Annotated in this window: 18 protein-coding genes; 10 read left to right on the top strand and 8 right to left on the bottom strand. The window is 67.3% G+C overall.

The genetic code is table 11. From position 1 onward, the window contains the following. The first annotated feature begins 176 nt into the window (after positions 1–176). A complete protein-coding gene (locus H0X90_RS09420; protein WP_077189363.1) occupies positions 177–1,511 on the top strand; it encodes an FAD-binding oxidoreductase in 1,335 nt (444 codons plus the stop codon). Between the two features lie 60 nt (positions 1,512–1,571). Then, a complete protein-coding gene (locus H0X90_RS09415) occupies positions 1,572–2,666 on the top strand; it encodes a TrkA family potassium uptake protein (RefSeq protein ID WP_012493390.1) in 1,095 nt (364 codons plus the stop codon). Between the two features lie 54 nt (positions 2,667–2,720). On the opposite strand, the gene H0X90_RS09410 is transcribed toward H0X90_RS09415, so the two are convergent. Then, positions 2,721–3,650: a LysR family transcriptional regulator gene (locus tag H0X90_RS09410; RefSeq protein ID WP_226244752.1), complete on the bottom strand. Its 930-nt coding sequence runs from the start codon at positions 3,648–3,650 to the stop codon at positions 2,721–2,723. 86 nt (positions 3,651–3,736) lie between these two features. On the opposite strand from H0X90_RS09410, the gene H0X90_RS09405 reads away from it, so the two are divergent. After that, complete coding sequence (locus H0X90_RS09405; protein ID WP_060268215.1) at positions 3,737–4,609, top strand: NmrA family NAD(P)-binding protein; 873 nt, start codon at positions 3,737–3,739, stop codon at positions 4,607–4,609. Positions 4,610–4,873: 264 nt separating this feature from the next. On the opposite strand, the gene H0X90_RS09400 is transcribed toward H0X90_RS09405, so the two are convergent. Continuing rightward, complete coding sequence (locus H0X90_RS09400) at positions 4,874–5,632, bottom strand: SDR family oxidoreductase (RefSeq protein ID WP_060268218.1); 759 nt, start codon at positions 5,630–5,632, stop codon at positions 4,874–4,876. A gap of 312 nt (positions 5,633–5,944) precedes the next feature. On the opposite strand from H0X90_RS09400, the gene H0X90_RS09395 reads away from it, so the two are divergent. From H0X90_RS09395 to H0X90_RS09385, 3 genes are read left to right on the top strand one after another with little or no spacing between them, the layout of a single operon-like run. After that, positions 5,945–7,228, top strand: a complete 1,284-nt coding sequence (locus H0X90_RS09395) for a c-type cytochrome (protein WP_006489831.1) — start codon at positions 5,945–5,947, stop codon at positions 7,226–7,228. Between the two features lie 15 nt (positions 7,229–7,243). Then, on the top strand, positions 7,244–7,777 hold the full coding sequence (locus H0X90_RS09390) for a sugar dehydrogenase complex small subunit (protein WP_077189364.1): 534 nt from the start codon (positions 7,244–7,246) through the stop codon (positions 7,775–7,777). A gap of 26 nt (positions 7,778–7,803) precedes the next feature. Then, positions 7,804–9,405, top strand: a complete 1,602-nt coding sequence (locus tag H0X90_RS09385) for a GMC family oxidoreductase (protein ID WP_006489815.1) — start codon at positions 7,804–7,806, stop codon at positions 9,403–9,405. A 64-nt stretch (positions 9,406–9,469) separates the two neighbouring features. On the opposite strand, the gene H0X90_RS09380 is transcribed toward H0X90_RS09385, so the two are convergent. Both H0X90_RS09380 and H0X90_RS09375 read right to left on the bottom strand, forming a co-directional pair. Beyond that, the gene (locus tag H0X90_RS09380) at positions 9,470–10,408 is read right to left on the bottom strand and encodes an esterase family protein (RefSeq protein WP_006489813.1); all 939 of its coding nucleotides are present in this window, start codon (positions 10,406–10,408) and stop codon (positions 9,470–9,472) included. Positions 10,409–10,469: 61 nt separating this feature from the next. Next, entirely contained in the window at positions 10,470–11,567 is a 1,098-nt protein-coding gene (locus H0X90_RS09375) for an OpgC domain-containing protein (protein WP_006489829.1), read from the bottom strand. Positions 11,568–11,947: 380 nt separating this feature from the next. Between H0X90_RS09375 and H0X90_RS09370 the strand changes: the two genes are divergently transcribed. After that, positions 11,948–13,102 carry a porin gene (locus H0X90_RS09370; protein WP_006489833.1) on the top strand — a complete coding sequence of 385 codons (1,155 nt, stop codon included), beginning with the start codon at positions 11,948–11,950 and terminating at the stop codon, positions 13,100–13,102. 43 nt (positions 13,103–13,145) lie between these two features. Here H0X90_RS09370 and H0X90_RS09365 read toward each other — a convergent pair whose 3' ends face one another. Then, positions 13,146–14,057 (bottom strand): LysR family transcriptional regulator, encoded by a 912-nt coding sequence (locus tag H0X90_RS09365; protein ID WP_077189365.1) that lies wholly within the window; start codon positions 14,055–14,057, stop codon positions 13,146–13,148. Positions 14,058–14,198: 141 nt separating this feature from the next. Here H0X90_RS09365 and H0X90_RS09360 point away from each other — a divergent pair, with 141 nt between their 5' ends. After that, positions 14,199–15,200, top strand: a complete 1,002-nt coding sequence (locus tag H0X90_RS09360; protein ID WP_006489795.1) for an aldo/keto reductase — start codon at positions 14,199–14,201, stop codon at positions 15,198–15,200. 131 nt (positions 15,201–15,331) lie between these two features. Further along, the gene (locus H0X90_RS09355; RefSeq protein ID WP_006496972.1) at positions 15,332–16,072 is read left to right on the top strand and encodes a sulfite exporter TauE/SafE family protein; all 741 of its coding nucleotides are present in this window, start codon (positions 15,332–15,334) and stop codon (positions 16,070–16,072) included. Between the two features lie 83 nt (positions 16,073–16,155). Here the strand turns inward: H0X90_RS09355 and H0X90_RS09350 are convergent, their stop codons facing one another. The 3 genes from H0X90_RS09350 to H0X90_RS09340 form a co-directional block, all read right to left on the bottom strand. Next, positions 16,156–18,318, bottom strand: coding sequence for a hypothetical protein (locus H0X90_RS09350; RefSeq protein WP_102898570.1), 2,163 nt, complete (start codon positions 18,316–18,318; stop codon positions 16,156–16,158). Between the two features lie 510 nt (positions 18,319–18,828). Continuing rightward, a complete protein-coding gene (locus H0X90_RS09345; RefSeq protein ID WP_006489793.1) occupies positions 18,829–19,215 on the bottom strand; it encodes an ester cyclase in 387 nt (128 codons plus the stop codon). A gap of 46 nt (positions 19,216–19,261) precedes the next feature. Further along, a complete protein-coding gene (locus H0X90_RS09340) occupies positions 19,262–20,158 on the bottom strand; it encodes a LysR substrate-binding domain-containing protein (protein WP_006496975.1) in 897 nt (298 codons plus the stop codon). A 499-nt stretch (positions 20,159–20,657) separates the two neighbouring features. On the opposite strand from H0X90_RS09340, the gene H0X90_RS09335 reads away from it, so the two are divergent. Then, positions 20,658–21,527 (top strand): peptidoglycan DD-metalloendopeptidase family protein, encoded by an 870-nt coding sequence (locus H0X90_RS09335; RefSeq protein WP_006489809.1) that lies wholly within the window; start codon positions 20,658–20,660, stop codon positions 21,525–21,527. The last annotated feature ends 204 nt before the right edge of the window (positions 21,528–21,731 follow it).

Below are 21,731 nucleotides of genomic sequence, written 5' to 3'. Positions count from 1 at the left end.
ATATACAGTTTATCTCGTGCCGAACCGGAATCGTCAAGCCGAAAAAACGGGGCCGGTCGGCGGGCGAGCCTGGATGTGGGGATGGGGCAGGGTCCGGATCGCGTGCCGCCCGCTTCATGTGACGACGTTGCCGCGATAAGCTTGGCCGGCCATGCATTGATACCCGACAGAAAACAATGACCACCACTTATCCGCTGCACGACGCATTGAGCCACGCCGCTACGGCGTTTCCGGTCGAGGCCGACGTCGTGATCGCCGGCGCCGGCATCATGGGCTGCGCGGCCGCTTACTACCTCGGCCTGCGTGGCCTGAAAGCCGTCGTGCTCGACAAGTCGCGCATCGCCGGCCAGCAATCGACGCGCGCGTGGGGCTTCGTGCGCCAGCAGGGGCGCGAATCCGCCGAAGTGCCGCTGATGATGGCCGGCATGCGAATCTGGGAAGGCCTGGAGCAACAACTCGGCTTCGATCTCGAATGGCGGCAGGGCGGCTGCCTGTACCTGGCCGACAACGAAGACGACTGGGCGTCGTTCCAGGCATGGCTCGCCGTCGCGCGCGAGCACGGGCTCGACACGCGCACGCTGACGCGCGCCCAGATCGACGAACGCGTGAGCGGGCTGTCGACGCAGGCGCGTACCCTCGGCGGCTTGTATACGGCGACCGACGGGCAGGCCGAGCCGCGCCGCGTGGCCGCCGCGTTCGCGGCGCGCGCGACCGAGGCCGGCGCGCGTTTCTTCGAAGGCTGCGGCGTCACCGCGATCGAGACGGCCGGCGGCGCGGTCGTCGGCGTCGCGACCGAACGCGGCACGATCCGCACGCGGCGCGTGATCTGCGCGGCCGGCGCGACCAGTTTCCGGCTGCTCGACGGCGTCGGCATCCGGCTGCCGCAGCAGGCCGTGCGCGGCACCTGCATGCGCACCAACGTGGTCGCGCCGGTGTCCGCGGCGACCGTGTGGGGCCATGGTCTCGGCATCCGGCAGCGCAAGAACGGCGCGATCAATCTCGCCGACGACATGCAGGTCGACGTCGATCTGACGCTCGGCCACCTGCGCGGATTGAGCCTCTTCTGGCCGGAGTTCTGGTCGCAGCGCGACAAATTCCGGCTGCACCTGAATGCATCCGCATGGCGCGACGTGCTCGCCCGCATCCACGGCACGACCGGGCCGATCGAGCCGCGCGATCCGCAGCCGCAACCGAATCGCGCGCATGCGCCGCGTGCGCTCGCGAAGCTCAAGGCGATCTTTCCCGCGTTGAAGGATGCGCAGATCGTCGAGGCGTGGGCCGGCCTGATCGACGTGCTGCCCGACGGCATTCCGGTGATCGATGCGCCCGGCACGCCGTCGGGGCTCGCGATCGCGACGGGGTTCTGCGGTCACGGTTTCGCGATGGGGCCGATCGTCGGCCGGCTGCTTGCCGAATGGATCGACACGGGCGCGCCGTCGCTCGACCTGTCGGCGTTTCGCGCACGGCGTTTCGTCGACGGCACGATGGTGCGGCCGCGCAGCATGCTGTGACGGCCGGGCGCACGCGTTCCCGTCGTAGAATCGAGCCCGCATCCTTCAGGAGATTCCCCGTTGGCCACGCCATCCGATCAGCGCCGCTCGTTGCGCATGCGCTTGCGCCGCGCCCGCAATCCGTGGCAGGCGCCGCGTGCGCGCACGCTGTTCACGCGCCCGGCGACCTCGCCGCGGCGCACGCTGCTGTTCCGCCTCGGTGCGGTCGTGCTGCTGTGCACGCTCGCGTTCCTCGTGCTGTATCTCGATCGCGACGGCCTGCGCGATTCGACCAAGAGCACGCCGATGACCGTGGCCGATCTCGTGTACTTCACGATGGTTACGGTCGCGACGGTCGGCTATGGCGATATCGTGCCCGTCACGGCGCGGGCGCGCCTGCTCGATGCGTTCTTCATCGTGCCGATCCGCATCGGCATCTGGTTCATTTTCCTGGGCACGGCGTATCAGTTCGTGATCCAGCGCGTCATCGAGGAATTCCGCATGAAACGCCTGCAGAAGCAACTGTCCGATCACATCGTCGTGTGCGGTTATGGCCTGTCGGGGTCGATCGCGGTGCGCGAGTTGCTGGAGAGCGGCGTCGATCCGGCGACGATCATCGTGATCGATTCGCAGCAGCAGGCTCTCGAGGCGGCGACGTCGCTTGGCGTGACGGGATTGCTCGGCGATCCGGCGCACGAGGATCTGCTGCAGCAGGCGCAGGTGCGCGCGGCGAAGGCCGTGATCATTTCGGTGACGGACGATCCGACCGCGATCCTGTTGACGCTGTCGGTGCGCAGCATCGCGCCCGATACGAAGATCGTCGTGCGGATCCAGGAGAACCTGTACCAGCGGCAACTGCGGCAGGCCGGCGCGGACGTGATCGTGTCGTCGACGAAGATCGGCGCGCTGTTGCTGGCGGACGCGGTCCATAGCCGCTACATCGTGCCGTTCGTGAACGACATGCTGTCGACGCGCGGGCGCGCGACGCTGCTGGAGCGCGAGGCGTTGCCGCATGAAATCGGCTGCCTGACGAACGTCGTGCCGGGCGCGATCGTGGTCGGGCTCGACCGCTGCGGGAAGATTCATTCGTTTTACGAGGATCCGCCGTGCCGGATCGAGGCGGGCGATACGCTGGTGGTGATTCAGTCGGCGCGGATTCCGGATCCGGATGTGTGACAGAGAAGCGGGTTGCGCCGAGCGCGATGCGTCGCGTACGCCTGCAGGCCATACCTAGCGCCCCATCTCCCGCGCAACTTCCACGATCTGCTGCCGCAGCCAACCATGCGCGGGATCGTCGTGTGTGCGTTCGTGCCAGATCATCGACGGCGAGAAAGACGGCACCTCGACCGGCAACTTCACGAGCGTGACCGGCATCGACAACGCGACATGCCGCGCCAACCGTTGCGGCAGCACTAGCGTCATGTCGCTCTTCGCGACCACCATCGGCGCCACCAGGAAATGCGGTAGCCGCATTGCAATCCGCCGGTGCAGCCCTTGCCGCGCGAGCGCTGCGTCGACGAGTTCTCCACCCCGGCCGCCGATCGTCACCAGCACGTGCGACAGCGCGGCGAAACGCTTCGGTGTCAGCCGCGCCGACAGTGCTGGATGCCCGTTCCGCACGATGCAGACCAGATTGTCGTCATAGAGCTTTCGACGATAGATGCCGGCGGGCAACGTATCGTCGTCGAATACGCCGAGCGCGATACCTGCGGTGCCATCCGTCACGAGTTCGACGTTATTGCTGCGTGACGGCGGAACATCGAGATCCAGTCCCGGCGCGCTTCGTTCCAGCCGCGCATTCACATCCGGAATCAGCGTCAACGCCATGTGATCAAGGCTCGCGATCGAGAACAGTCCGCGCGCGGTGGCCGGGTCGAACACCGCAGGCGCGACGATGCCTGCCGCTTCCGTCAGTACACGCGACACGCGCTGCGCAAGCGATGCCGCGCGCGGCGTGAATTCCAGCCCCTTCGGCGTGCGCACGACGACACGATCGTGAAGCAGCGTGCGCAGCCGGCCCAACGCGCGGCTCGCAGCGGGCTGGGTCAGGCCGAGCCGCATGCCGGCACGCGTGACGCTGCGTTCCTTGAGCAATGCGTCGAGCAGCTTGAGCAGGTTGAGATCGACGGACCGTAAATCCGCTTCGTGCATGTTTGACATGATCGGTATGCATTTGAGTTATGTGAGGTCAGCGTACATCATCGAAACCATCGCTCCAACCGGTGGAGCGGCTATTGGGAGAACACATGTACGTTGTCACGGGCGTCACAGGACGCACGGGGGCCGTCGCCGCCCGGGTGCTGATCGATGCAGGGGTTCCGGTTCGCGTGGTCGTGCGCGATCGAGCGAAGGCGGTGCGCTGGGCGGAGCTGGGTGCGGAAGTGGTGGTTGCCGATCTGGCCGATTCCGCTGCGTTGATGCAGGCGTTCGCCGGCGCGCGCGGTGCGTATCTGGTCAAGCCGCCCAACTATGCGCTGGAAAATCTGTTCGGGCACGCGGACGTGACGGCGCGTGCCGTCGCCGCGGCGGTTCGCGCGACGGGCTTGCCGAAACTCGTGTTGCTGTCGTCGGTCGGCGCGGACCGGTCGGCCGGCACCGGCGTGATTGCGACCAACCGGACGGCCGAGCAGCGGTTGGCCGAACTGGGCATACCGGTCGCGTTCCTGCGGGCCGCCTACTTCATGGAGAACTGGGCGCGCGTCGTCGAGCCGGTCCGCGTGCAGGGTATCCTGCCGAGTCTGCTCGGGCCGGTCGAACGGGCGATCCCGATGGTCGCGACCGAAGACATCGGCCGCGTTGCGGCGGAAATGCTGCAGGAAGACTGGAACGGTGTCCGGAAGGTCGGGCTGGCGGGGCCGAGCGCGTATTCACCGGCCGACATCGCGGATGCCTTTGCGCGCGTGCTGAATCGGCCGGTGCGACCGGTGGCGCTCGAGCCGTCCGCATGGGCCGGGGTGCTCGCGATGAACCCGTTCTCGACTGCCGCGATCGATGGTTTCATCGAACTGAATCGCGGGCTGAACAACGGCCATATCGGCTTCGAAAGCGACGCAACGGTGGAACTTCGCCACGGGCGCGTGCCGTTCGAGCATGTCGCCGAGGATATCCTGCGGGCGTAACGCCGCGCGTTCGCATTCCATCTGGCTCTATTGCGGGGCCGCTCAATCCTTTCGTACCCGCGCCGTGCCTATGTCGTTCAGGGGCAGGACCGTCGTCGGTTCGTCGTATGTAAGCCGCCGTCGACCGGCGAGAAAAAGAAGATACGTTGACGGAACACGCGCGGCGCGGCGTGCTGCACCGGCCCGACCGGTGACGCGCATCGAGCGACGGGAGGCATTGCATCCGTTCGTGGACGAGGCCTCCCGGTATGACCTCGGCGCCCGCTATCCGCGACCGACGAACGGCATCGCCGTCGCCATGATCGTCATGTTGAGGATGTTGGTGTCGAGCGGCAGATTCGCCATCTGCACGATCGCGTTCGCGACATGCGCGACGTCCATCCGCGCTTCGGGCGCCAGGCTGCCGTCCGCTTGCGGGACGCCTTGCGTCATCCGTTCCGTGAGCGACGTCGCGGCGTTGCCGATGTCGATCTGGCCGCATGCGATGTTGTACCGGCGGCCGTCCAGCGCCAGCGACTTCGTGATCCCGGTCACCGCGTGCTTGGTGGCCGTGTACGCGATCGTGTCGGGGCGCGGCGCGTGCGCCGAGATCGAGCCGTTGTTGATGATTCGGCCGCCCTGCGGCGTCTGCGCTTTCATCATCCGCCATGCGGCCCGCGCGCACAGAAACACCCCGGTCAGGTTCGTCGCGACGACGCTGTTCCACACGTCGAGCTCGTATTCATCGAGGGAAACGACCGGGGCGTTGCGGCCGGCATTGTTGAACAGGACATCGAGCCGGCCGAATTGTTGCGCGATCCGTGCAAACGCGTGGTCGACCGACGCTTCGTCGGTGACGTCGACCGGAAACACCTGCGCGTCGCCGTCGGCGGCGCGGATCGCGTCCTGCGTTTCGCGTAACGACGCCTCCGTGCGCCCGAGCAGCGCGACGGTGAAGCCGGCCTGGGCAAGCGCGAGGGCCGCGGCGCGGCCGATGCCGGAGCCGGCGCCCGTGACGGCGGCGAATTTCTTCGAGACAGACATGGCTGGGTTTCCTGCGGGTCGAGTAAGGGGAGGCCGGCGATGACCGATGTCATCGCCACTTCGGCAATGTAGTCGAAATGCGCGCCGCGCCGGTTCGCGCACGCTTGCAAAGCGCGATCGATCCCGCGGCGCTGATCGAGCACTCGCTGATTATTACCCGAATGGCAAGTCTGTATCGATTTAGTGTATCGATACAGAAGATGATATAGTGCGGCCACGCCAAGCGGTCGGTGCCTTCGAATGAATAGAGGGCCGCATCGCAAAAGCGCCCGAAACCGCTTTTTCCACCGGATTCCTCCAGGAACGATTTCCATGCGTTTGCCCGGCCTTTCCGCCCTTGTCGTGCTTTTCCTCATCGCGACCTCCGCGTCGGCGGCCGGGCAGGCGGCCGATCGCGTCGCCGCGGGCAAGGCGCTGGCCGTCGCGGCCGACTGTGTCGCGTGCCATACGGTGCAGGGCGGTCAGCCGTTCGCGGGCGGTCTCGCGATGCCGCTGCCGATGGGCAACATCTACTCGACCAACATCACGCCGGACCGGCAAACGGGGATCGGCCGCTACTCGGAGCAGGACTTCGCGAACGTGCTGCGCAAGGGGCTGCGGCGCGACGGCGGCAACCTGTACCCGGCGATGCCGTACCCGTCGTACACGAAGTTCAGCGACGACGACATCGCGAACCTGTACGCGTATTTCATGCAGGGCGTCGCGCCGGTGCGTCAGCCGAACCGCGCGCCGGATTTCCCGTGGCCGCTGACCGTACGCTGGCCGCTGAAGATCTGGAACGCGCTGTATCTGCGCGAAGGCGCGTACGTGCCGAAACCCGGGCGGGACGCCGAGTGGAATCGCGGCGCCTACCTCGTGCAGGGCGCCGCGCACTGCGGCACCTGCCATACGCCGCGCGGCATCGGGATGCAGGAGCTGGCGTACGACGAAACCGGCGTCGGTTATCTCGCCGGCGCGCCGCTCGCCGGCTGGCAGGCGTTCAACATCACGCGCGATCGCGACGCGGGCATCGGCACGTGGACGACCGCGCAGATCGTCCAGTACCTGCGTACCGGCAACGTCCCGGGCAAGGCGCAGGCCGCGGGCCCGATGGCGGAGGCGGTCGAGCACAGCTTCAGCCGGATGAGCGCACGCGATCTGAACGCGATCGCCGTGTATCTGTCGACCGTGCCCGCCGCGAAGGGCGCCGATACCGCACCGCGTTCGACCCAGGGGCGTCCCGCCGACGACTACCTCGCGATCCGCGCCGCGGCCGCCGCGGGCGGGCAGACGCCGGCCGGTGCGTCGCTCTACCTCGATCATTGCGCGAGCTGCCACGGGATGACGGGCGCCGGCACGACGGACGGTTTCTTCCCGTCGCTGTTCGCCAACAGCGCGGTCGGCACCGCCACCGCGTCGAACCTGCTGCAGGTCGTCATGCATGGCGCGAGCGTGAACAACGGCGCCACGCACTATTTCATGCCGGCGTTCCAGACCGAACTCGACGATGACGAAGTGGTGACGCTGGTGAACTACCTGAGCGAACGATTCGGCAACGGCCGGGCCCGCGTGAGCGCGGCCGAGGTCGCGAAGATTCGCACGGCGCCCGCCCACTGACAGGAGAGGCACGCGATGAACGATTTCGATGTGAGCGGCGCACCGGATGTGCAGCGCCGCCGGCTCGTGAAGCTGTCGGCCGGTGCGGCGCTTGCCGCCGCGTTGCCGGCCGGCATGCTGATCGCGCGTGCGGCCACCGCGCCGCAGGCCGTGCCGCTGCGGGACTTTGCCGGGGCGGCCGCGTACTTGACGCGCCGTTCGGCGCTGCCGTCGCGCTACGTGCAGTCGGTCTACGACGGCCTCGTCGAGCAGGACCGCGAATTCCCCGCACGGCTGCGCGCGCTGGCCGTCGCGATCGGCACGGGCACGCAGCCGGTCGATAGGTTCGTGCGCACGCTGGGCGTCGCCGCCCCCGAATTGCGCGCGACGGCGCTGGCCATCATCGAAGCCTTCTACACCGGCAGCGTCGGTCACGGCGGGCAGGCGCGCATGGTCGGCTACGAAACCGCGCTGATGTTCGAGCCGACCTCCGACGTCACGGTCATTCCAACCTACATCCGCGCGCGCCCCGAGTACTGGACCGCACGCCCGGCCGCCGACGCCGGCTGAGCCGCCTTCGAACGAGGATCGAAATCATGAGCAGTTCCTATGACGCGGACGTTATCGTCATCGGCGCGGGCATCCTGGGCGGCGCCGTGGCGCAGTCGCTGACGCAGCAGCGCAAGTCCGTCATCGTGATCGAGGCGGGGCCGGACGTGAAGCGGGCCGAGCTCGTTCGCGCGTTCCGCAACTACGGCAACAAGTCGGACTACAACGGCCCGTATCCGGATCTGCCGTGGGCGCCGAAGTCGTCCACCGGCCGCTATTCGGATCGCTACATCGACAGTGTCGGCCCGGTGTTGCAGAAGCCGTCGTTCCTGCGGCTCGTCGGCGGTACGACGTGGCACTGGGGTGGCGCGACGTGGCGCATGCTGCCGAACGATTTCCGGCTGCACAGCCTGTACGGGCAGGGGCGCGACTGGCCGATCGGTTATGACGAGCTCGAGCCGTGGTACCAGCTCGCGGAAGAACAGATCGGCGTGTCGGGCTCGGACACCGACGACCAGAGCGGGCAGGGCGGCGCGCCGTTCCCGCCGCGCTCGAAGCCTTACCCGATGCGTCAGCAGCCATGGTCGTACCTGACGCAGCAGGTCGCGGAAAAGGTCGCGACGATCGGTCATCGTTTCGTCGACGAGCCCAACGCGCGCGCGACGCGGCCCTACGAGGGCCGGCCGACCTGCGCCGGCAACAACAACTGCGCGCCGATCTGCCCGATCGGCGCGCAATTCTCCGGCGATCGTCCGGTGCTGCGCGCCGTCGCGCAGGGCGCGCGGCTGCTGACGAATGCGGTCGTCTACAAGATCGAGCGCGGCGAGAATCGCAAGATCGCCGCGATCCACTACATGACGCCGGATGGCAACAGCACGCGCCTGACCGCGCGGACCTTCGTGCTCGCGGCGCACGGTGTCGAGATTCCGAAGCTGCTGCTGATGTCGGATGTCGCGAACACGTCGGGCCAGGTGGGCCGCAACATGATGGGACACACCGGCCGCGCGATCGCGATGCTCGCGCGCGAACCGTTGTGGGCCGGTCGTGGTCCGACGCAGCAAGGCAGCATCAACACGCGGCGCGACGGCGCGTTTCGTCGCGAACACGGCGCGATCCGGCATTTTCTCGACAACACGGTGCCGAACGAGATCGTCACGCGGCGGCTGATCGCGCAAGGTGTCGTCGGCGACGCGCTCGATGCACGGATCCGCCACGACGCGGCGCGCTATCTGAAGATCGCGAGCTACGTCGAGATCCTGCCCGACCCGCGCAACCGCGTGACGCTCGGCGATCGCAAGGATGCGCTCGGTTTGCCGACGCCGCGCACCGACTACGACGTGTACGACTATTCGTTGCGTGCGGCGTCGCAAGTGCTCGACGATTACCGCGATTTCCAGCAGGTGTTCGGTGCGACGGAGATCGTGAACGACATCCATGCGTGGGTGCCGAGTTCTCACATCATGGGCACCACGATCATGGGCAACGATCCGGCCGATTCGGTCGTCGACCGCGATTGCCGGACGCACGATCATCCGAACCTGTTCATCGCGAGCACGGCCGTGCACCCGAGTTCGTCGGTGGTCAATCCGACGCTGACCGGGTATGCGCTGGCGCTCAGGATGGCAAAGACGATTGGGGCGGAGGTGTGACGCAAGCGGGGCGGCCGGCATCGCGCACGTGCTGGCGCCGTGCCCGGGCGCGTTCAGCCCCGTTTTACTTCACACACTCCAACGCATACCTCAGCCCCTGCCCGAGCAACCCGCGCCACACGTCCCACGTATGCCCGCCGTCGACGATGCGCAGTTCGGCCGGATTCTGCGCGCGGCGCAAATGCGTATACAGCACGCTCGACTCCGCCTGGATCGTCAGGTCGTCGTCGCCGGCCGCGATGAACATCGGCACGCGCCAGCTGCGCGCGAAATAGCCGCGCAGCAGCGCCGGGTAGTTCAGCTCGTGCCATACGCGTGAATCGAACTGCCGATCGCCGAACACGCCGACGTAGCGCGCGGCGGAATTGAGCGGCGGCTCGTTCGCATAGATCGCGGGGCTCAGCAGCATCGCGCCGCAGAACAGCCCCGGTTCGAGCAGCGAGAAGCGCAGCGCGCCGAAGCCGCCCATCGACACACCGCCGATCGCGCGGCCCGCGCGCTGGTTCGACACCGCGAAGTGCGCTTCGACTTCCGGCAGCAGGTCGTTGAGGAACGCGCTCTGCATCTTCTCCTTGCGGTCGACGTACCAGTCGGTGCCGCCCTGCGGCATCACGATCACGACGGGCGGGATGTCGTGGCGCTCGATCAGCGTGTCGGCGGTGGCCTGCAGCCGGCCCTGCGTGACCCAGTCGTTCGCGTTGCCCGCGTTGCCGTGCAGCAGGTACATCACCGGGTAGCGCGCGCCTTCCGGGTTGTAGCCGGGCGGCAGGTAGACCGTGTACGACCAGTCGCGCTTCAGCGACGCCGAGCGGAACGTGCGCAGCACGACGCTGCTGCCCGGATTGACGGACGGCTCTTGCGCGGTCGACGGGGTCGTCGCGGTCTGGACGGCCGGCGGCTGCGCGGGCGATGCCGCGGGCGCCGGTGCCGGCGGCGTGGCATGGGCGGTGGCGATCGCGCCGGCGATCAGGGCGAGGGCGAACGGAAGGGCGAGTCGGCGCATGGCGAATCGTTTCAGGGGAGGCGCCGGCTATCGTAGCAGCGGCGCATGACGGCGCGGCGCGTCATGGCCGCGAACGGAACGGCAGCCGCGCGACGAGCGGACCGTAGAGCTTGGCGACGAGATACAGCAGCCCCATCGCGACGGCGTCGGCGGTCAGGCCGAGCGGCACGTCGAGATAGCCTTCGGTCGCCTGGTAGAGCAGCGAATCGACCGCGAGCGAGATGCCGGTGCCCGCGACGAAGCACAGCAGCCCCTGCCGGCCGATCGTGCCGATCCACGGCATCGCGTGCGCGACCTTCTTCATCCAGCCGAGGTGCACGAGCTTGGCGGCGAGCCACGCGATCGCGAGGAAGTTCACGAGCCGCAGCGCGCCGAGATTCTGCTTGATCGACGGATCGGTCGGGAACGGCTCGATGCGCAGCCGGTAGTACGCGCCGGCCGCGACGATCGCGAGCGACGCGGCCGTCAGCAGCCAGCCCTGCGGCCGGGGCGCGAGCGTCTGGTAGACCGGCTGGCAGCGCGCGATCACGCCGAGCACGAACAGGAACTGCCACGCGAACGGGTTGAAGTCCCACGGCGCGCCTTCGACGGTCGGCAAGAAGCGCGCGACGTGCGGCGCCGCGTACCACAGCGATCCGCTGAACGCGAGCATCAGCCACGGCTGCGTGCGGGCGAGCGGCAGCGCGAGCGGGACGAGCAGCGCGAAGAACGCGTACATCGGGAGCACCGACGCCAGGTACGGCTGGCGGCGGAACAGCAGGATGTCGCGCAGCGCGGCGAGCGGCTTGTGCAGCAGCCCGTCGAGATCGTTGGTCGGCATGTTCGGGCCGTCGATCGCGAACGCATTCAGCGCGGCGGTAATCAGCAGCATCAGGCCGGCCGTCACGAGGAACGCGCGGTAGATCTCGAACGCCCGCCGGATGAAGCGCTGGCGCGCGGCGGCCTCGTCGTGCCGCTCGGCGAGCGAGTTGTACGCAATGGCGGTCGCGAAGCCGCCGAGGAACACGAACACCTCGGCCGCGTCGCACAGCGCGTACGCGTGCAGCGTGACGCGCGACAGGATGCTGCCGCCGATGTGGTCGACGACGATGACGAGCAGCACGAGGCCGCGGAAGAAATCGAGCTCGGCGTAGCGGCCGGCCCGGGCCGGCGCGGTCATCGGAGCGCCTTCCGGCGCGGGCCGCGTGCACGGCCGGCACGCGCCGCGCATGAATCGGGGTGAAGCATGACTTCGTGAAGAAATGGCGAACGGATGCGCATTGTGCCATCGAAGCGACGCCTGCCGGGTTTACGCGGATGGCGGTCCGGCCTGCCGCTGCCGATAAGCCCGGTCAGGCTGTCCGCGCAACGGCGCAGTTGGGCGAGCGCAACGCTTTGCATGCGACGACCCGCACCCGATGGACGGACGGTTTCCGACGTGACACCATTTTGTCCTCACGCGGCCGCACACCGCGTCGTCCGCCCTGCGGGCCACACATACAACAGACCAACATTCGCCGGGCGCTCGGCCTGCCCGGCCCTCGGCTCCGGAGATCCGTCATGAAGAAGCACGTCATTTTTGCCGCCGCGCTCGCTGCCTTCGCCGCGCCGGCCTTCGCCGAGACCAGCGTGACGCTGTACGGCCTGATCGACGAAGGCTTCAATTACACGAACAACGTCAACGTCAATGGGGTCGGAAAGACGAATTACCAGCTCGCGAGCGGGTATGCGCAGGGCAGCCGGTGGGGCCTGAAGGGCAGCGAGGATCTCGGCGGCGGGCTGAAGGCGATCTTCACGCTGGAAAACGGGTTCGACGTGAACAACGGCCGGCTCGGCCAGGGCGGCCGCATGTTCGGCCGTCAGGCGTTCGTCGGGCTGTCCGAATCGCGCTTCGGTACGCTGACGTTCGGCCGCCAGTACGATTCCGTCGTCGACTATCTCGCGCCGCTGACCGCGAACGGCAACTGGGGCGGCACGCTGTTCTCGCACCCGTTCGACAACGACAACACGGACAACTCGTTCCGCGTCAACAACACGGTCAAGTACGCGAGCGCCGACTGGAACGGCCTGACGTTCGGCGGCACGTACAGCTTCAGCAACAGCACGGGCTTCTCGAACAACCGCCAGTACAGCATCGGCGCGCAGTATTCGCTGGCCGGGCTGCAGGTCGCGGCCGCGTACCTGCAGGCGAACAACCCGGGCATCGGCAGCGCGGGCGCGATCGCGGCCGACGACGCGAACTTCGTCGCCGACCGGCTGCGCATCTTCGGCGGCGGCGTCAACTACACGTTCGGCCCGGCCACGGTCGGCTTCGTCTACACGAAGACCGACGTGAAGAACCCGGTATCGACGGTCTACCTGCCGGCGTCGACGTTCGCCGGCCTCGGGCTGACCGCGACGAAGTTCCAGAATTTCGAGGTCAACGGCAAGTACCAGCTCACGCCCGATTTCTATCTCGGCGCGCAGTACGTGTACACGGACGGCAAGTACGATGCGGCGGCCGGCTCGTTCAAGCCGAAGTACCACACGGTCGGCCTGATGGCCGACTACAGCCTGTCGAAGCGCACCGACGTGTACCTGCAGGGTGCATGGCAGAAGGTGGCCGGCGACAAGACGGGCACGGCGGCCGACGGCGGCTATGTCGTCGGGACGGATGGCCCGTCGGCATCGGCGAACCAGTTCTCGGTGCGCGCCGCGATCCGTCACAAGTTCTGACCGGGTGTCGTGCCGGGGCGCACGGCCCCCGGCACGACCGTCGTCAGTCCGCCCGGCGCAGGCCGCCGAGCGTTTCCGCGAGCCAGTCGACGAAGATCCGCACGCGCGGCGCGAGATGCCGGCCGGTCGGAAACACCACCGATACGGGCAGCGGCCCGGCACGCCATTCCGGCAGCACCTCGACCAGCGAGCCGTCGGCGAGCAGCGGCGCGAGCCCGTCGCGCGGCGCCTGGATCAGCCCGAGGCCCGCGAGGCAGCACGCGAGATACGCTTGCGAACTGTTGACCGACACGACGCTGTGCATCTTCACCGTATGCATCTCGCCTGAATCCATGTCCGCATATTCCCAGTCCAGCTCGCGGCCCGTGCGGCTCGAGAAATAGCCGACCGCGACGTGGTCCGGCAGATCGTCCGGCGAGCGCGGCGTGCCGTGGCGCGCGAGATAGGCGGGCGACGCGCAATTGATCTGGGCCATCTCGCCGACGCGCCGCGCGACGAGCGACGTGTCGGACAGCGCGCCGACCCGCACCGCGCAGTCGATGCCGTCCGCGACGAGATCGACGAAGCGGTCGGTCGCGCTGATCGCGACGCGCAGGTCGGGGTAGCGCGCGTGGAAATCCGGCAGCGCCGGAATCACCTGGTTCAGCGCGAACCGTTCGGGCAGGTCGACGCGGATCACGCCGCGCGGCGACGCGCCGGCATCCTCGAACAGCGTTTCGGCGTCGTCGAGATCGGCCAGCAACCGCACGCAGCGTTCGTAGTAGGTCGCGCCCTCGGCGGTCAGCGCGACGCGTCGCGTCGTGCGTTGCAGCAGCCGGATCTTCAGGTGTTTTTCCAGATACTGGACGGCGTTGCTGACCGTCGGGCGCGGCAACTGGAGTTGCTCGGCCGCCTTCGTGAAGCTGCCGAGATGGGCGACGCGCGCGAAGATGCGCATTGCTTGCAGATGATCCATGCGGACGAGAACCTTGGCGGGAGGAAACCAGGCTCCATTGTTAATCAGCGTCGAATGGTTTGGTGGAGCGTTTCGCGTTTATCGCGCGGCGTCGCGCGTCCAGAATCCGTTTCATCCACTCACCATTTGAAGGAAACGGACATGGACAGGCGTCAACTGGGCCGCACGGGCCCGCAGGTATCGGCGATCGCACTCGGCTGCATGGGGATGTCGGATTTCTACGGGCCGGCCGACCGCGACGAAAGCATCGCGACGCTGCACGCGGCGCTCGACCACGGGATCACGATGCTCGATACCGGCGACTTCTACGGCATGGGCGACAACGAGATGCTGATTCGCGACGCGCTGCGCGGCCGCACCCGCGACCAGGTGCGGATCAGCGTGAAATTCGGCGCATTGCGCGATCCGGCCGGCGGGTTTGCCGGCTACGACGCGCGGCCCGCGGCAATCCGGAACTTCGTCGCGTACTCGCTGAAGCGGCTCGGCACCGACTACCTCGACATCTATCGCCCGGCCCGCGTCGATCCGGCGGTGCCGATCGAGGAAACGGTCGGCGCGATCGCCGATCTCGTGAAGGCCGGCTACGTGCGCCATATCGGGCTGTCGGAAGCCGGCGCGGACACGATCCGCCGCGCGGCGGCCGTCGCGCCGATTGCCGACCTGCAGATCGAATACTCGTTGTTGTCGCGCGGGATCGAGGCCGAGATCCTGCCCGTATGCCGCGAGCTCGGCATTGGCGTGACGGCCTACGGCGTGCTGTCGCGCGGGCTGCTGGGCGGCCGTTGGACCGCGGCGCGGCAGGGCGAGCGCGACTTCCGCGCGGCGAGCCCGCGTTTCCAGGGCGAAAACCTCGCGCACAACCTCGCGCTCGTCGACGCGCTACGCGCGATCGCCGACGAGAAAGGCAGCAATCCGGCGCAGGTCGCGATCGCGTGGGCGCTGTCGCGCGGGACCGACATCGTGCCGCTGGTCGGCGCCCGCAAGCGCTCGCAACTGCAGGACGGTTTGCTGGCGACTGAATTGCAACTAACGGTCGATGATCTCATCCGCATCGAAGCGGCGGTTCCCGCCGGGGCGGCTGCCGGCGAGCGTTATCCGGCCGCTCAAATGGCCCACCTCGACAGCGAGCAGGGCCGGGGGTGATCCACGGGGTCGAATCGCCGGGCTGACAGGCCCGACGGGCGGGCCCGAGCCAGCCTCAGGCAAAACCAGATGGCGGGCGGCATGGCGGGCAGGCACCATCGGCGCCGTACTCGACGGACGGAATGCCTGCCATGCAAATTCATACGCTGACGATCATCGTGCTGGTCTTCCTGCTGGCCGGCGCGGTGAAGGGCATGATCGGGCTCGGGCTGCCGACGATCGCGATGGGGCTGCTGACGCTCGCGATGCCGCCGTCGGCCGCGGCGAGCCTGCTGCTCGTGCCGTCGTTCATCACCAACGTGTGGCAGTTGTGGCTCGGTCCGTCGTTCGGCGCGCTGCTGCGCCGGCTGTGGCCGCTGCTCGCGGGCCTGACGGTCGGTACGCTGACGGGCGGGTTGCCGGCGCTCGCGGCCGGCAGCACGTGGACGCACGCGGCGCTCGGCGTGGTGCTGGTGCTTTACGGGCTGTGGGGGCTGGCGGCCGCGCGGCTGCCCGCGCCGGGGCGCCACGAAAAATGGCTGTCGGCCGTGGTCGGCTACCTGACGGGCGTCGTGACGGCCGCCACCGGCGTGTTCGTCGTACCGGCGGTGCCGTACCTGCAGGCGCTGCGGTTGTCGAAGGACGATCTGATCCAGGCGCTCGGGCTGTCGTTTACCGCGTCGACGATCGTGCTCGGCCTGCAATTGCGCGTGACGGGCGCACTGCAGACGGTCGATCTCGGCGTGTCGGCGCTCGCGCTCGTGCCCGCGCTGGCGGGGATGGCCGGCGGGCAATATGCGCGGCGCGTGATGAGCGAGAAGACGTTCAAGCGCTGCTTCTTCGTCGGGCTGATCGCGCTCGGCGCGTATATGGCGGGGTCGGGGTGGTGGTGAGCGCGCGCCCGGATGCTGAATGATCCCGAAGCCGGTTTCGGCAACCGGCTTCGGGAACGGTCACGGGATGGTGCTTGCCCCGCTCACGCCGGATCGGCGTACTTCAGCGTCCATCCGACCGTGCGGGTCGCGCCTGCGCCGAGTGCGAACGGCTTCGTCGTGCACGCGAAGTTCGAATGCAGTTGCCCGATCGGCGTCGTCGACAACGGATTCGTCGCGCCGTTCACCGTGTCGAAGGCGGACAGCGCGCAGGTGTCGAACCCGGATGCCGCATAGCCGGTCGCGGCGCTGTTCGCGTACGTCACCGACACGCCGTCGCCATTGGCCTGCGTCGACGCGAAATCCGCGAACGACGTGAAATCCGTCTCGACCGCGAGGTTGCCCGCGAGCGTGCCCGAGCTCAGCGTATCGCTGCGCGAGACCGAGCCGTGCGCGAAGGTCAGCACCGTGTGCACCTGCAGGTCGAGATCCGTCGTGTACGCGGCGTTCTTCGACGCGAGCCGGAACTTCGTCGTATCGAACGACACGATCACCTGGCCGTTGCTTTCCTGCACGTTCAGGTTCCTGTAGTACGTGACCGGAATGTAGGTCTTCGCGTTGTACGTCACCTGCGGCACCAGCAGCGCATAGCCGAGGTCGGTCGTGCCGTAGATCAGCTTGTCGGAGAACGGCACCGGGTAATACGGCGTGTACGAGTTGTAGTCGGGCGCCTGGCTGAGATTCAGGTTGATCACGCGACGGCCGTCGCGCACGGTGAGCAGCGCGGCGCTGTACGGATGCGCGGCATCGCCCGGCTGGTTGTACCAGGTGAGCGTGTAGCGCGGCAGCGCGTCGAGCCACGCGCGGTAGTCGGCATCGGCCATCGGCGCCTGGCCGCCGAAGCCGAGCTTGTTCCACCACGCGTTCACGTACAGGTACTGGTGCAACAGGCTGAAGTTTTCGCCCATCACGCGCGGCTTGCCGCGATACGTGTCGGTGCCGCGACCCTTGACCCACATGTTCACCGACGGCGTCGGCAGCGACGGATCGTACCAGTACGTGTCGAAACGACGCGCGGCCTGGTAGATGAATGCGTACGCAACCTGTTTCTCCCGGTCGGTCAGCACGCCGGCATTGGCCGCGGCCGTCAGCACCTCCATGAACGCGGAATCGCCGTACGGGCCGATCGAGCGGCCGTAGTTGAAGCCCTGGCCGTCGGGGTTCAGCTGCGGCAGGATCAGGTCGACCGATTTGCGCAGATAGCCCTTCAGCTCCGGCGTGAGGTTCGCTTCGTTGCCCATCTCGAACGTGCGCTCGACCACTTCGCCGATCAGCAGCGTGCTGTAGCGGTCGAAGCGCGCCTGGTCGTAGTAGGTCGTGTGCGTGTTCGATGCTTCGTCGGAGAACCCGCCCGACGAGTCGTTGCGAATGTGGTTCGTCAGCGTGTACAGCAGTGCGTCGCGCGCGTTCATCGTCGCGACCGCCGGGTCGGTCTTCGATGCGAACGACGGGCTGCTCCAGCCGAGCTTCTGGCGCAGCCCGGCAATGCCGTAGGACACCGCATAGTAGTTCTGCGCGGTGTTGAGCGACGCGATGTCGATCGGCGTGCCGGCGGCCGGGCACGTGCTGGTCTTGCCGCTTGCATCGGGGCCGAACATGTCGCAGAAGGTGAGCCGCTGCTGCAGCGTCGCGAGCATCGCGTCGCTGAAGACTTCGTTGAGCATCCCGTGCGCCTTCAGGTTGTTCAGCGCGACGAGGTAGTAGTACTCGCCCCACGACGTGTTCGCATACGTGTAGTTGCCGCCCGACTGCGCCATCATCGCGGTCGTGATCGCCTGGTACGTCGCGAGGTAGCTTGCGTATTGCGGGTCGTTCTTCGACTTCATGTCGATCAGGATGTACGACAGGCCGAGCGCGAGCTTGCCGGGCAGGAATTTGTCGCCGGTATTCGTGTCGAGCACGTGGACGGGCGTGCCGTCGCCGAGATCCATCACGACCTGCGTGAAATCGGGCGATTTCCGGATCAGGTCGAACAGCGCGCGCATCTGGCCCATCATCGTGACCGGGATGTTCGTGCCGGCCGGCACGCTGGTGTCGGGCGCGCCGTAGACGAGCGCCTGCAGCGAGTTCGCCGCGAGCGCGGGCGTGCTGGACGAAGGAGGTGGCTGCGGCGTATCGGTCACGTCGTTGCCGCCGCAGGCGCTGACGAACACGACGGAAAGGGCGCCGAGCGCGGCGCCGAGCGTGAATCTGCTGCGCGGATGCATGGTGTCTCCAGTTTTGAATAGTGGTGAAGGCCGGGCACATGTAGCCGATGCGGCGCACGATGCCCGTACCCGGCCTCCGCCTTGCAACCCTGATCCCTGAAGACGGACGGCCTGAATCACAAATCGAGCACGCAAGCGTTCCCCCTGCGCGGGCCGTCATCGGCGTCGCGCTCCAGTAATGGAAAACGTTTTCCAAATTTAGGCATCGATCGACGCGATGTCAATGAACTTTCACATCGGATGCGCCGGTAGAAACCCGAATGGCGGGAGGGAATGGTGCGGAGGGTAAATCGGAATTACGCGAAAATCTCGGGGATTTTTCTCGGTGGCTGGGCTGTCATTGCACGCGCGAAGGGCTTTGAAGCGGCGGGCGAGCGCATCGGATGGAGGCGGGCCTCCGACGCCTTCTGAAAGAAAACGTTATCCATAAGGATCGAGGTGCGTTCGACCTGCCACCGCGGGCTGTCAGCCACCGCCCGCCGTGCGCGCCGCCCCGCCGTTTCGACGGCGCTACAGCTGCTGCTCGATCGCCGCCTTGTCGATCACCGACCACACCTGGCGGATCTTGCCTTCGTGAAATTCGTAGAACACGTTCTCGGCGAACGTGACCTTGCGGCCGTCGACGGCGAGCCCCATGAACGTTCCCTTCGGCGCACACGCGAAGCGAAGGCGGCACGCGACGTGCGGCGGCTCGCACGCGAGCAGCCGGATGTCGAAGCGGAGATCGGGAATGTCGCGGAAGTCCTGTTCCAGCATCGCGCGGTAACCGGCGAGGCCGAGCGGCCGGTCGTTGTGGATCACGTCGTCGGACACGTACTCGCCGAGCGACGACCAGTCCTGCCGGTTCAGGCAGTCGATATACGCGCGATAGCGGGTGGCGAGATCGGTGTCGGTCATGGTCATGTCTCCGTCAGTCGATGGGGCAGGTCGAACGCGACGCGCGTCATTGCGGCGGGGCGTCGCCGGACAGGAACGCGACGAACTCGCGCGTGTACTTCGGCAGCGCGTCGAACGATCGCGCGCAGAGCGTCAGTTTCCGGTGGCTCCACGGATCGGACAACTCGACGAGCCGCACGTCCATCGTCTGCATCGCGCGCTCGGCCGCATGCCGCGACACGATGCCGATGCCCACGCCGCTCGCGATCACGCGGCAGATCGCGTCGAAGCTCTTCAACTGCACGCGATAGCGGATCCGCCTGCCGAGCGCGCGCGCCTGGTCGGCGAGATGCACCTGCAGCGCGCTGCCGTCGGTGAGGCCGATGAAGTCCTCGCCGGCGATGTCGTCGAACGCGACCTTGTCGCGCGACGCGAGCGGATGCGCGACCGGCACGACGACGATCAGCCAGTCTTCGCGGAACGGCTTCTGCTCGAGCCCGCCGAGTCCGACCGAATCGGCGACGATGCCGACCTCGGCCGTCTTGTTGCGGATCGCATGGACGATCTCCTGGCTTGAGCGCTCCTCGACGCTGATCGACAGCTTCGGATGGCGCGGCAGGTAATCGGCCAGCGCGTCGGGCAGGTATTCGCTCAGCGACGCGGTGTTGCACAGCAGCCGGATATGGCCGCGCAGTCCCTGGCCGTATTGCTGCAGTTCGCCGCGCATGTGATCGATCTGCTGCAGCACGGTGCGCGCGTGGTGTTCGAGCGCACGGCCCGCATCGGTGGCCTGTGCGCCCGACTTGGTCCGGTGCAGCAGCGGCACGCCGAGCTCGTCCTCCATTCCGCGAATGCGCTCGCTCGCGGCCTGCAGCGTGATGTGTGTCCGCTCGGCGCCGCTCGTGATCGTGCCGGCTTCGCAGATGTTCAGGAAGAGCCGCAGGTCGGTCAGGTCGAAGCGCATGATGGGCGGAGCGATGGGTGGGGAATGGCCGATAAGTTAGCAGGAACCGCGGCGCCGGTCTCAGGGCTGGCCTGAGACCCGGTTCGCCGCTTCCGCATTTTCGGGGCGCGATCGATGGTCGATCATGGACGCACATCAACCGGGAGCCTGTCATGCAGATCGATTCGTCATGGGGCGTGTCGTTCAAGATCGCGCTGCATCTGCTGTTCCTGTGCATCGGCGTCGCGTGGGCCGGTGCCGAACTTGTCGCGTGGTGGCGATGAACGTCGTGGTGCATGTCTATTGAAATAAATGAGCCATAGTTTTTTGCGACGAAAATTCTTCCGTTTTTCTGCGAAAACACCATCAAGTTTTTCCGGATCGGACCGTATTACCGGTAGCGAATGCCGGCCGGCATCCGGTCCGTGATCGTTTGTCATCATTGTTTGCATCCGGTTACACGTCGGCCGTTCCGTTTTTGAGATGCTTGAAAGATTGTCAAACCGGAGTCGGATCGTCCATGAAAACGCGCGAGATTCACCGCAAGGCGGCGTGGCTGTCGGGCCTGGCCGCCGTGCTCGTCATGGCCGGTTGTGCAAGTCCGCAGTCCGTTCCGCCGAGCGACACGCTGGCGGGAAAACCCGCTGATTCGAGCCCGCCTGCCGCGCCGTCGGCCGCCGCGATGCCGCCCGCGCCGATTCTCGTCGCGCAGAAGTACGTCGTGAAACGCGGCGACACGCTGACGGGCATCGCTTCCGCGAACGATTGCAGCGTGGCCGACTTGCGCACCTGGAACAAGCTGGCCGCGAACGGCAGGCTGCGCAGGGGGCAGGTACTGCGCATCGTCAGGCAGCAGCCGTTGCCGCCCGCGGGAGCGGCCGCCACGCAGGCCGTCGCGAGCAATGGCGCGGCGGGTAGTCAGGGCAATTCGCAGACAACCGCGCAAGCCACTTCGCAGGCCGGCGCATCGAGCGCGAGCGACCGTCAGGTCGTCAAGGAAACCCGTCGCCATGCGGGCGGCGTCGCGCTCAAGTGGCCGGCAACCGGCAAGATCGTCGACGGGTTCCGGCCCGGCCAGAATCGCGGCATCCAGATCGCCGGCCGGCCGGGCGACCCGGTTCGCGCCGCGGCCGACGGCCGCGTGATGTACGCGGGCACCGGTCTGAACGATTACGGCAGCCTGATCATCGTCCAGCACAACGCGGATTTCCTGACCGCCTATGCGCACAACCGCAAGCTGCTCGTGAAGACGGGCGACATCGTGCATCAGGGCGATGCGATCGCCGAGATGGGCGATCTCGACAACTCGCGCGTCGCGCTGCTGTTCGAGGTGCGACGCGACGGCAAGCCGGTGAATCCGATGCCGTACCTGCCTTCGTCGCAAGGATGAAGCGGGGCCGTTTCGCTGGAACGCGACGGCGGTCGCTGCTACGCTAGGGTCTGTTCATGCGAATCCCGCCATCGTGCGGGGCCGACGGGCGTCTTTCGGGGATGCGCGGCGAATGCCGTCGCGGGCCGGCCGTCGGCGTGAACGGTCGCGCGTCGCGGATGCGCGGCCGCGTTGCTTCGAGCCACCGTTTCCGACAGAACAGAC

This window comes from Burkholderia sp. 9775_39 (assembly GCF_015712225.1).
In the GTDB taxonomy this organism is placed as follows: Bacteria; Pseudomonadota; Gammaproteobacteria; order Burkholderiales; family Burkholderiaceae; genus Burkholderia; species Burkholderia cenocepacia.
Note: the sequence above shows the minus strand (reverse complement) of the source record. Positions and strands in the feature narration are given on the sequence as shown.

Coding starts and splice junctions, on each gene's coding strand:
- H0X90_RS09395 (WP_006489831.1), top strand. CDS start 5,945: ATGCGTTTGCCCGGCCTTTCCGCCCTTGTCGTGCTTTTCCTCATCGCG.
- H0X90_RS09375 (WP_006489829.1), bottom strand. CDS start 11,567: ATGACCGCGCCGGCCCGGGCCGGCCGCTACGCCGAGCTCGATTTCTTC.
- H0X90_RS09365 (WP_077189365.1), bottom strand. CDS start 14,057: ATGGATCATCTGCAAGCAATGCGCATCTTCGCGCGCGTCGCCCATCTC.
- H0X90_RS09350 (WP_102898570.1), bottom strand. CDS start 18,318: ATGCATCCGCGCAGCAGATTCACGCTCGGCGCCGCGCTCGGCGCCCTT.
- H0X90_RS09390 (WP_077189364.1), top strand. CDS start 7,244: ATGAACGATTTCGATGTGAGCGGCGCACCGGATGTGCAGCGCCGCCGG.
- H0X90_RS09370 (WP_006489833.1), top strand. CDS start 11,948: ATGAAGAAGCACGTCATTTTTGCCGCCGCGCTCGCTGCCTTCGCCGCG.
- H0X90_RS09380 (WP_006489813.1), bottom strand. CDS start 10,408: ATGCGCCGACTCGCCCTTCCGTTCGCCCTCGCCCTGATCGCCGGCGCG.
- H0X90_RS09340 (WP_006496975.1), bottom strand. CDS start 20,158: ATGCGCTTCGACCTGACCGACCTGCGGCTCTTCCTGAACATCTGCGAA.
- H0X90_RS09360 (WP_006489795.1), top strand. CDS start 14,199: ATGGACAGGCGTCAACTGGGCCGCACGGGCCCGCAGGTATCGGCGATC.
- H0X90_RS09345 (WP_006489793.1), bottom strand. CDS start 19,215: ATGACCGACACCGATCTCGCCACCCGCTATCGCGCGTATATCGACTGC.
- H0X90_RS09335 (WP_006489809.1), top strand. CDS start 20,658: ATGAAAACGCGCGAGATTCACCGCAAGGCGGCGTGGCTGTCGGGCCTG.
- H0X90_RS09420 (WP_077189363.1), top strand. CDS start 177: ATGACCACCACTTATCCGCTGCACGACGCATTGAGCCACGCCGCTACG.
- H0X90_RS09385 (WP_006489815.1), top strand. CDS start 7,804: ATGAGCAGTTCCTATGACGCGGACGTTATCGTCATCGGCGCGGGCATC.
- H0X90_RS09400 (WP_060268218.1), bottom strand. CDS start 5,632: ATGTCTGTCTCGAAGAAATTCGCCGCCGTCACGGGCGCCGGCTCCGGC.
- H0X90_RS09405 (WP_060268215.1), top strand. CDS start 3,737: ATGTACGTTGTCACGGGCGTCACAGGACGCACGGGGGCCGTCGCCGCC.
- H0X90_RS09410 (WP_226244752.1), bottom strand. CDS start 3,650: ATGTCAAACATGCACGAAGCGGATTTACGGTCCGTCGATCTCAACCTG.
- H0X90_RS09355 (WP_006496972.1), top strand. CDS start 15,332: ATGCAAATTCATACGCTGACGATCATCGTGCTGGTCTTCCTGCTGGCC.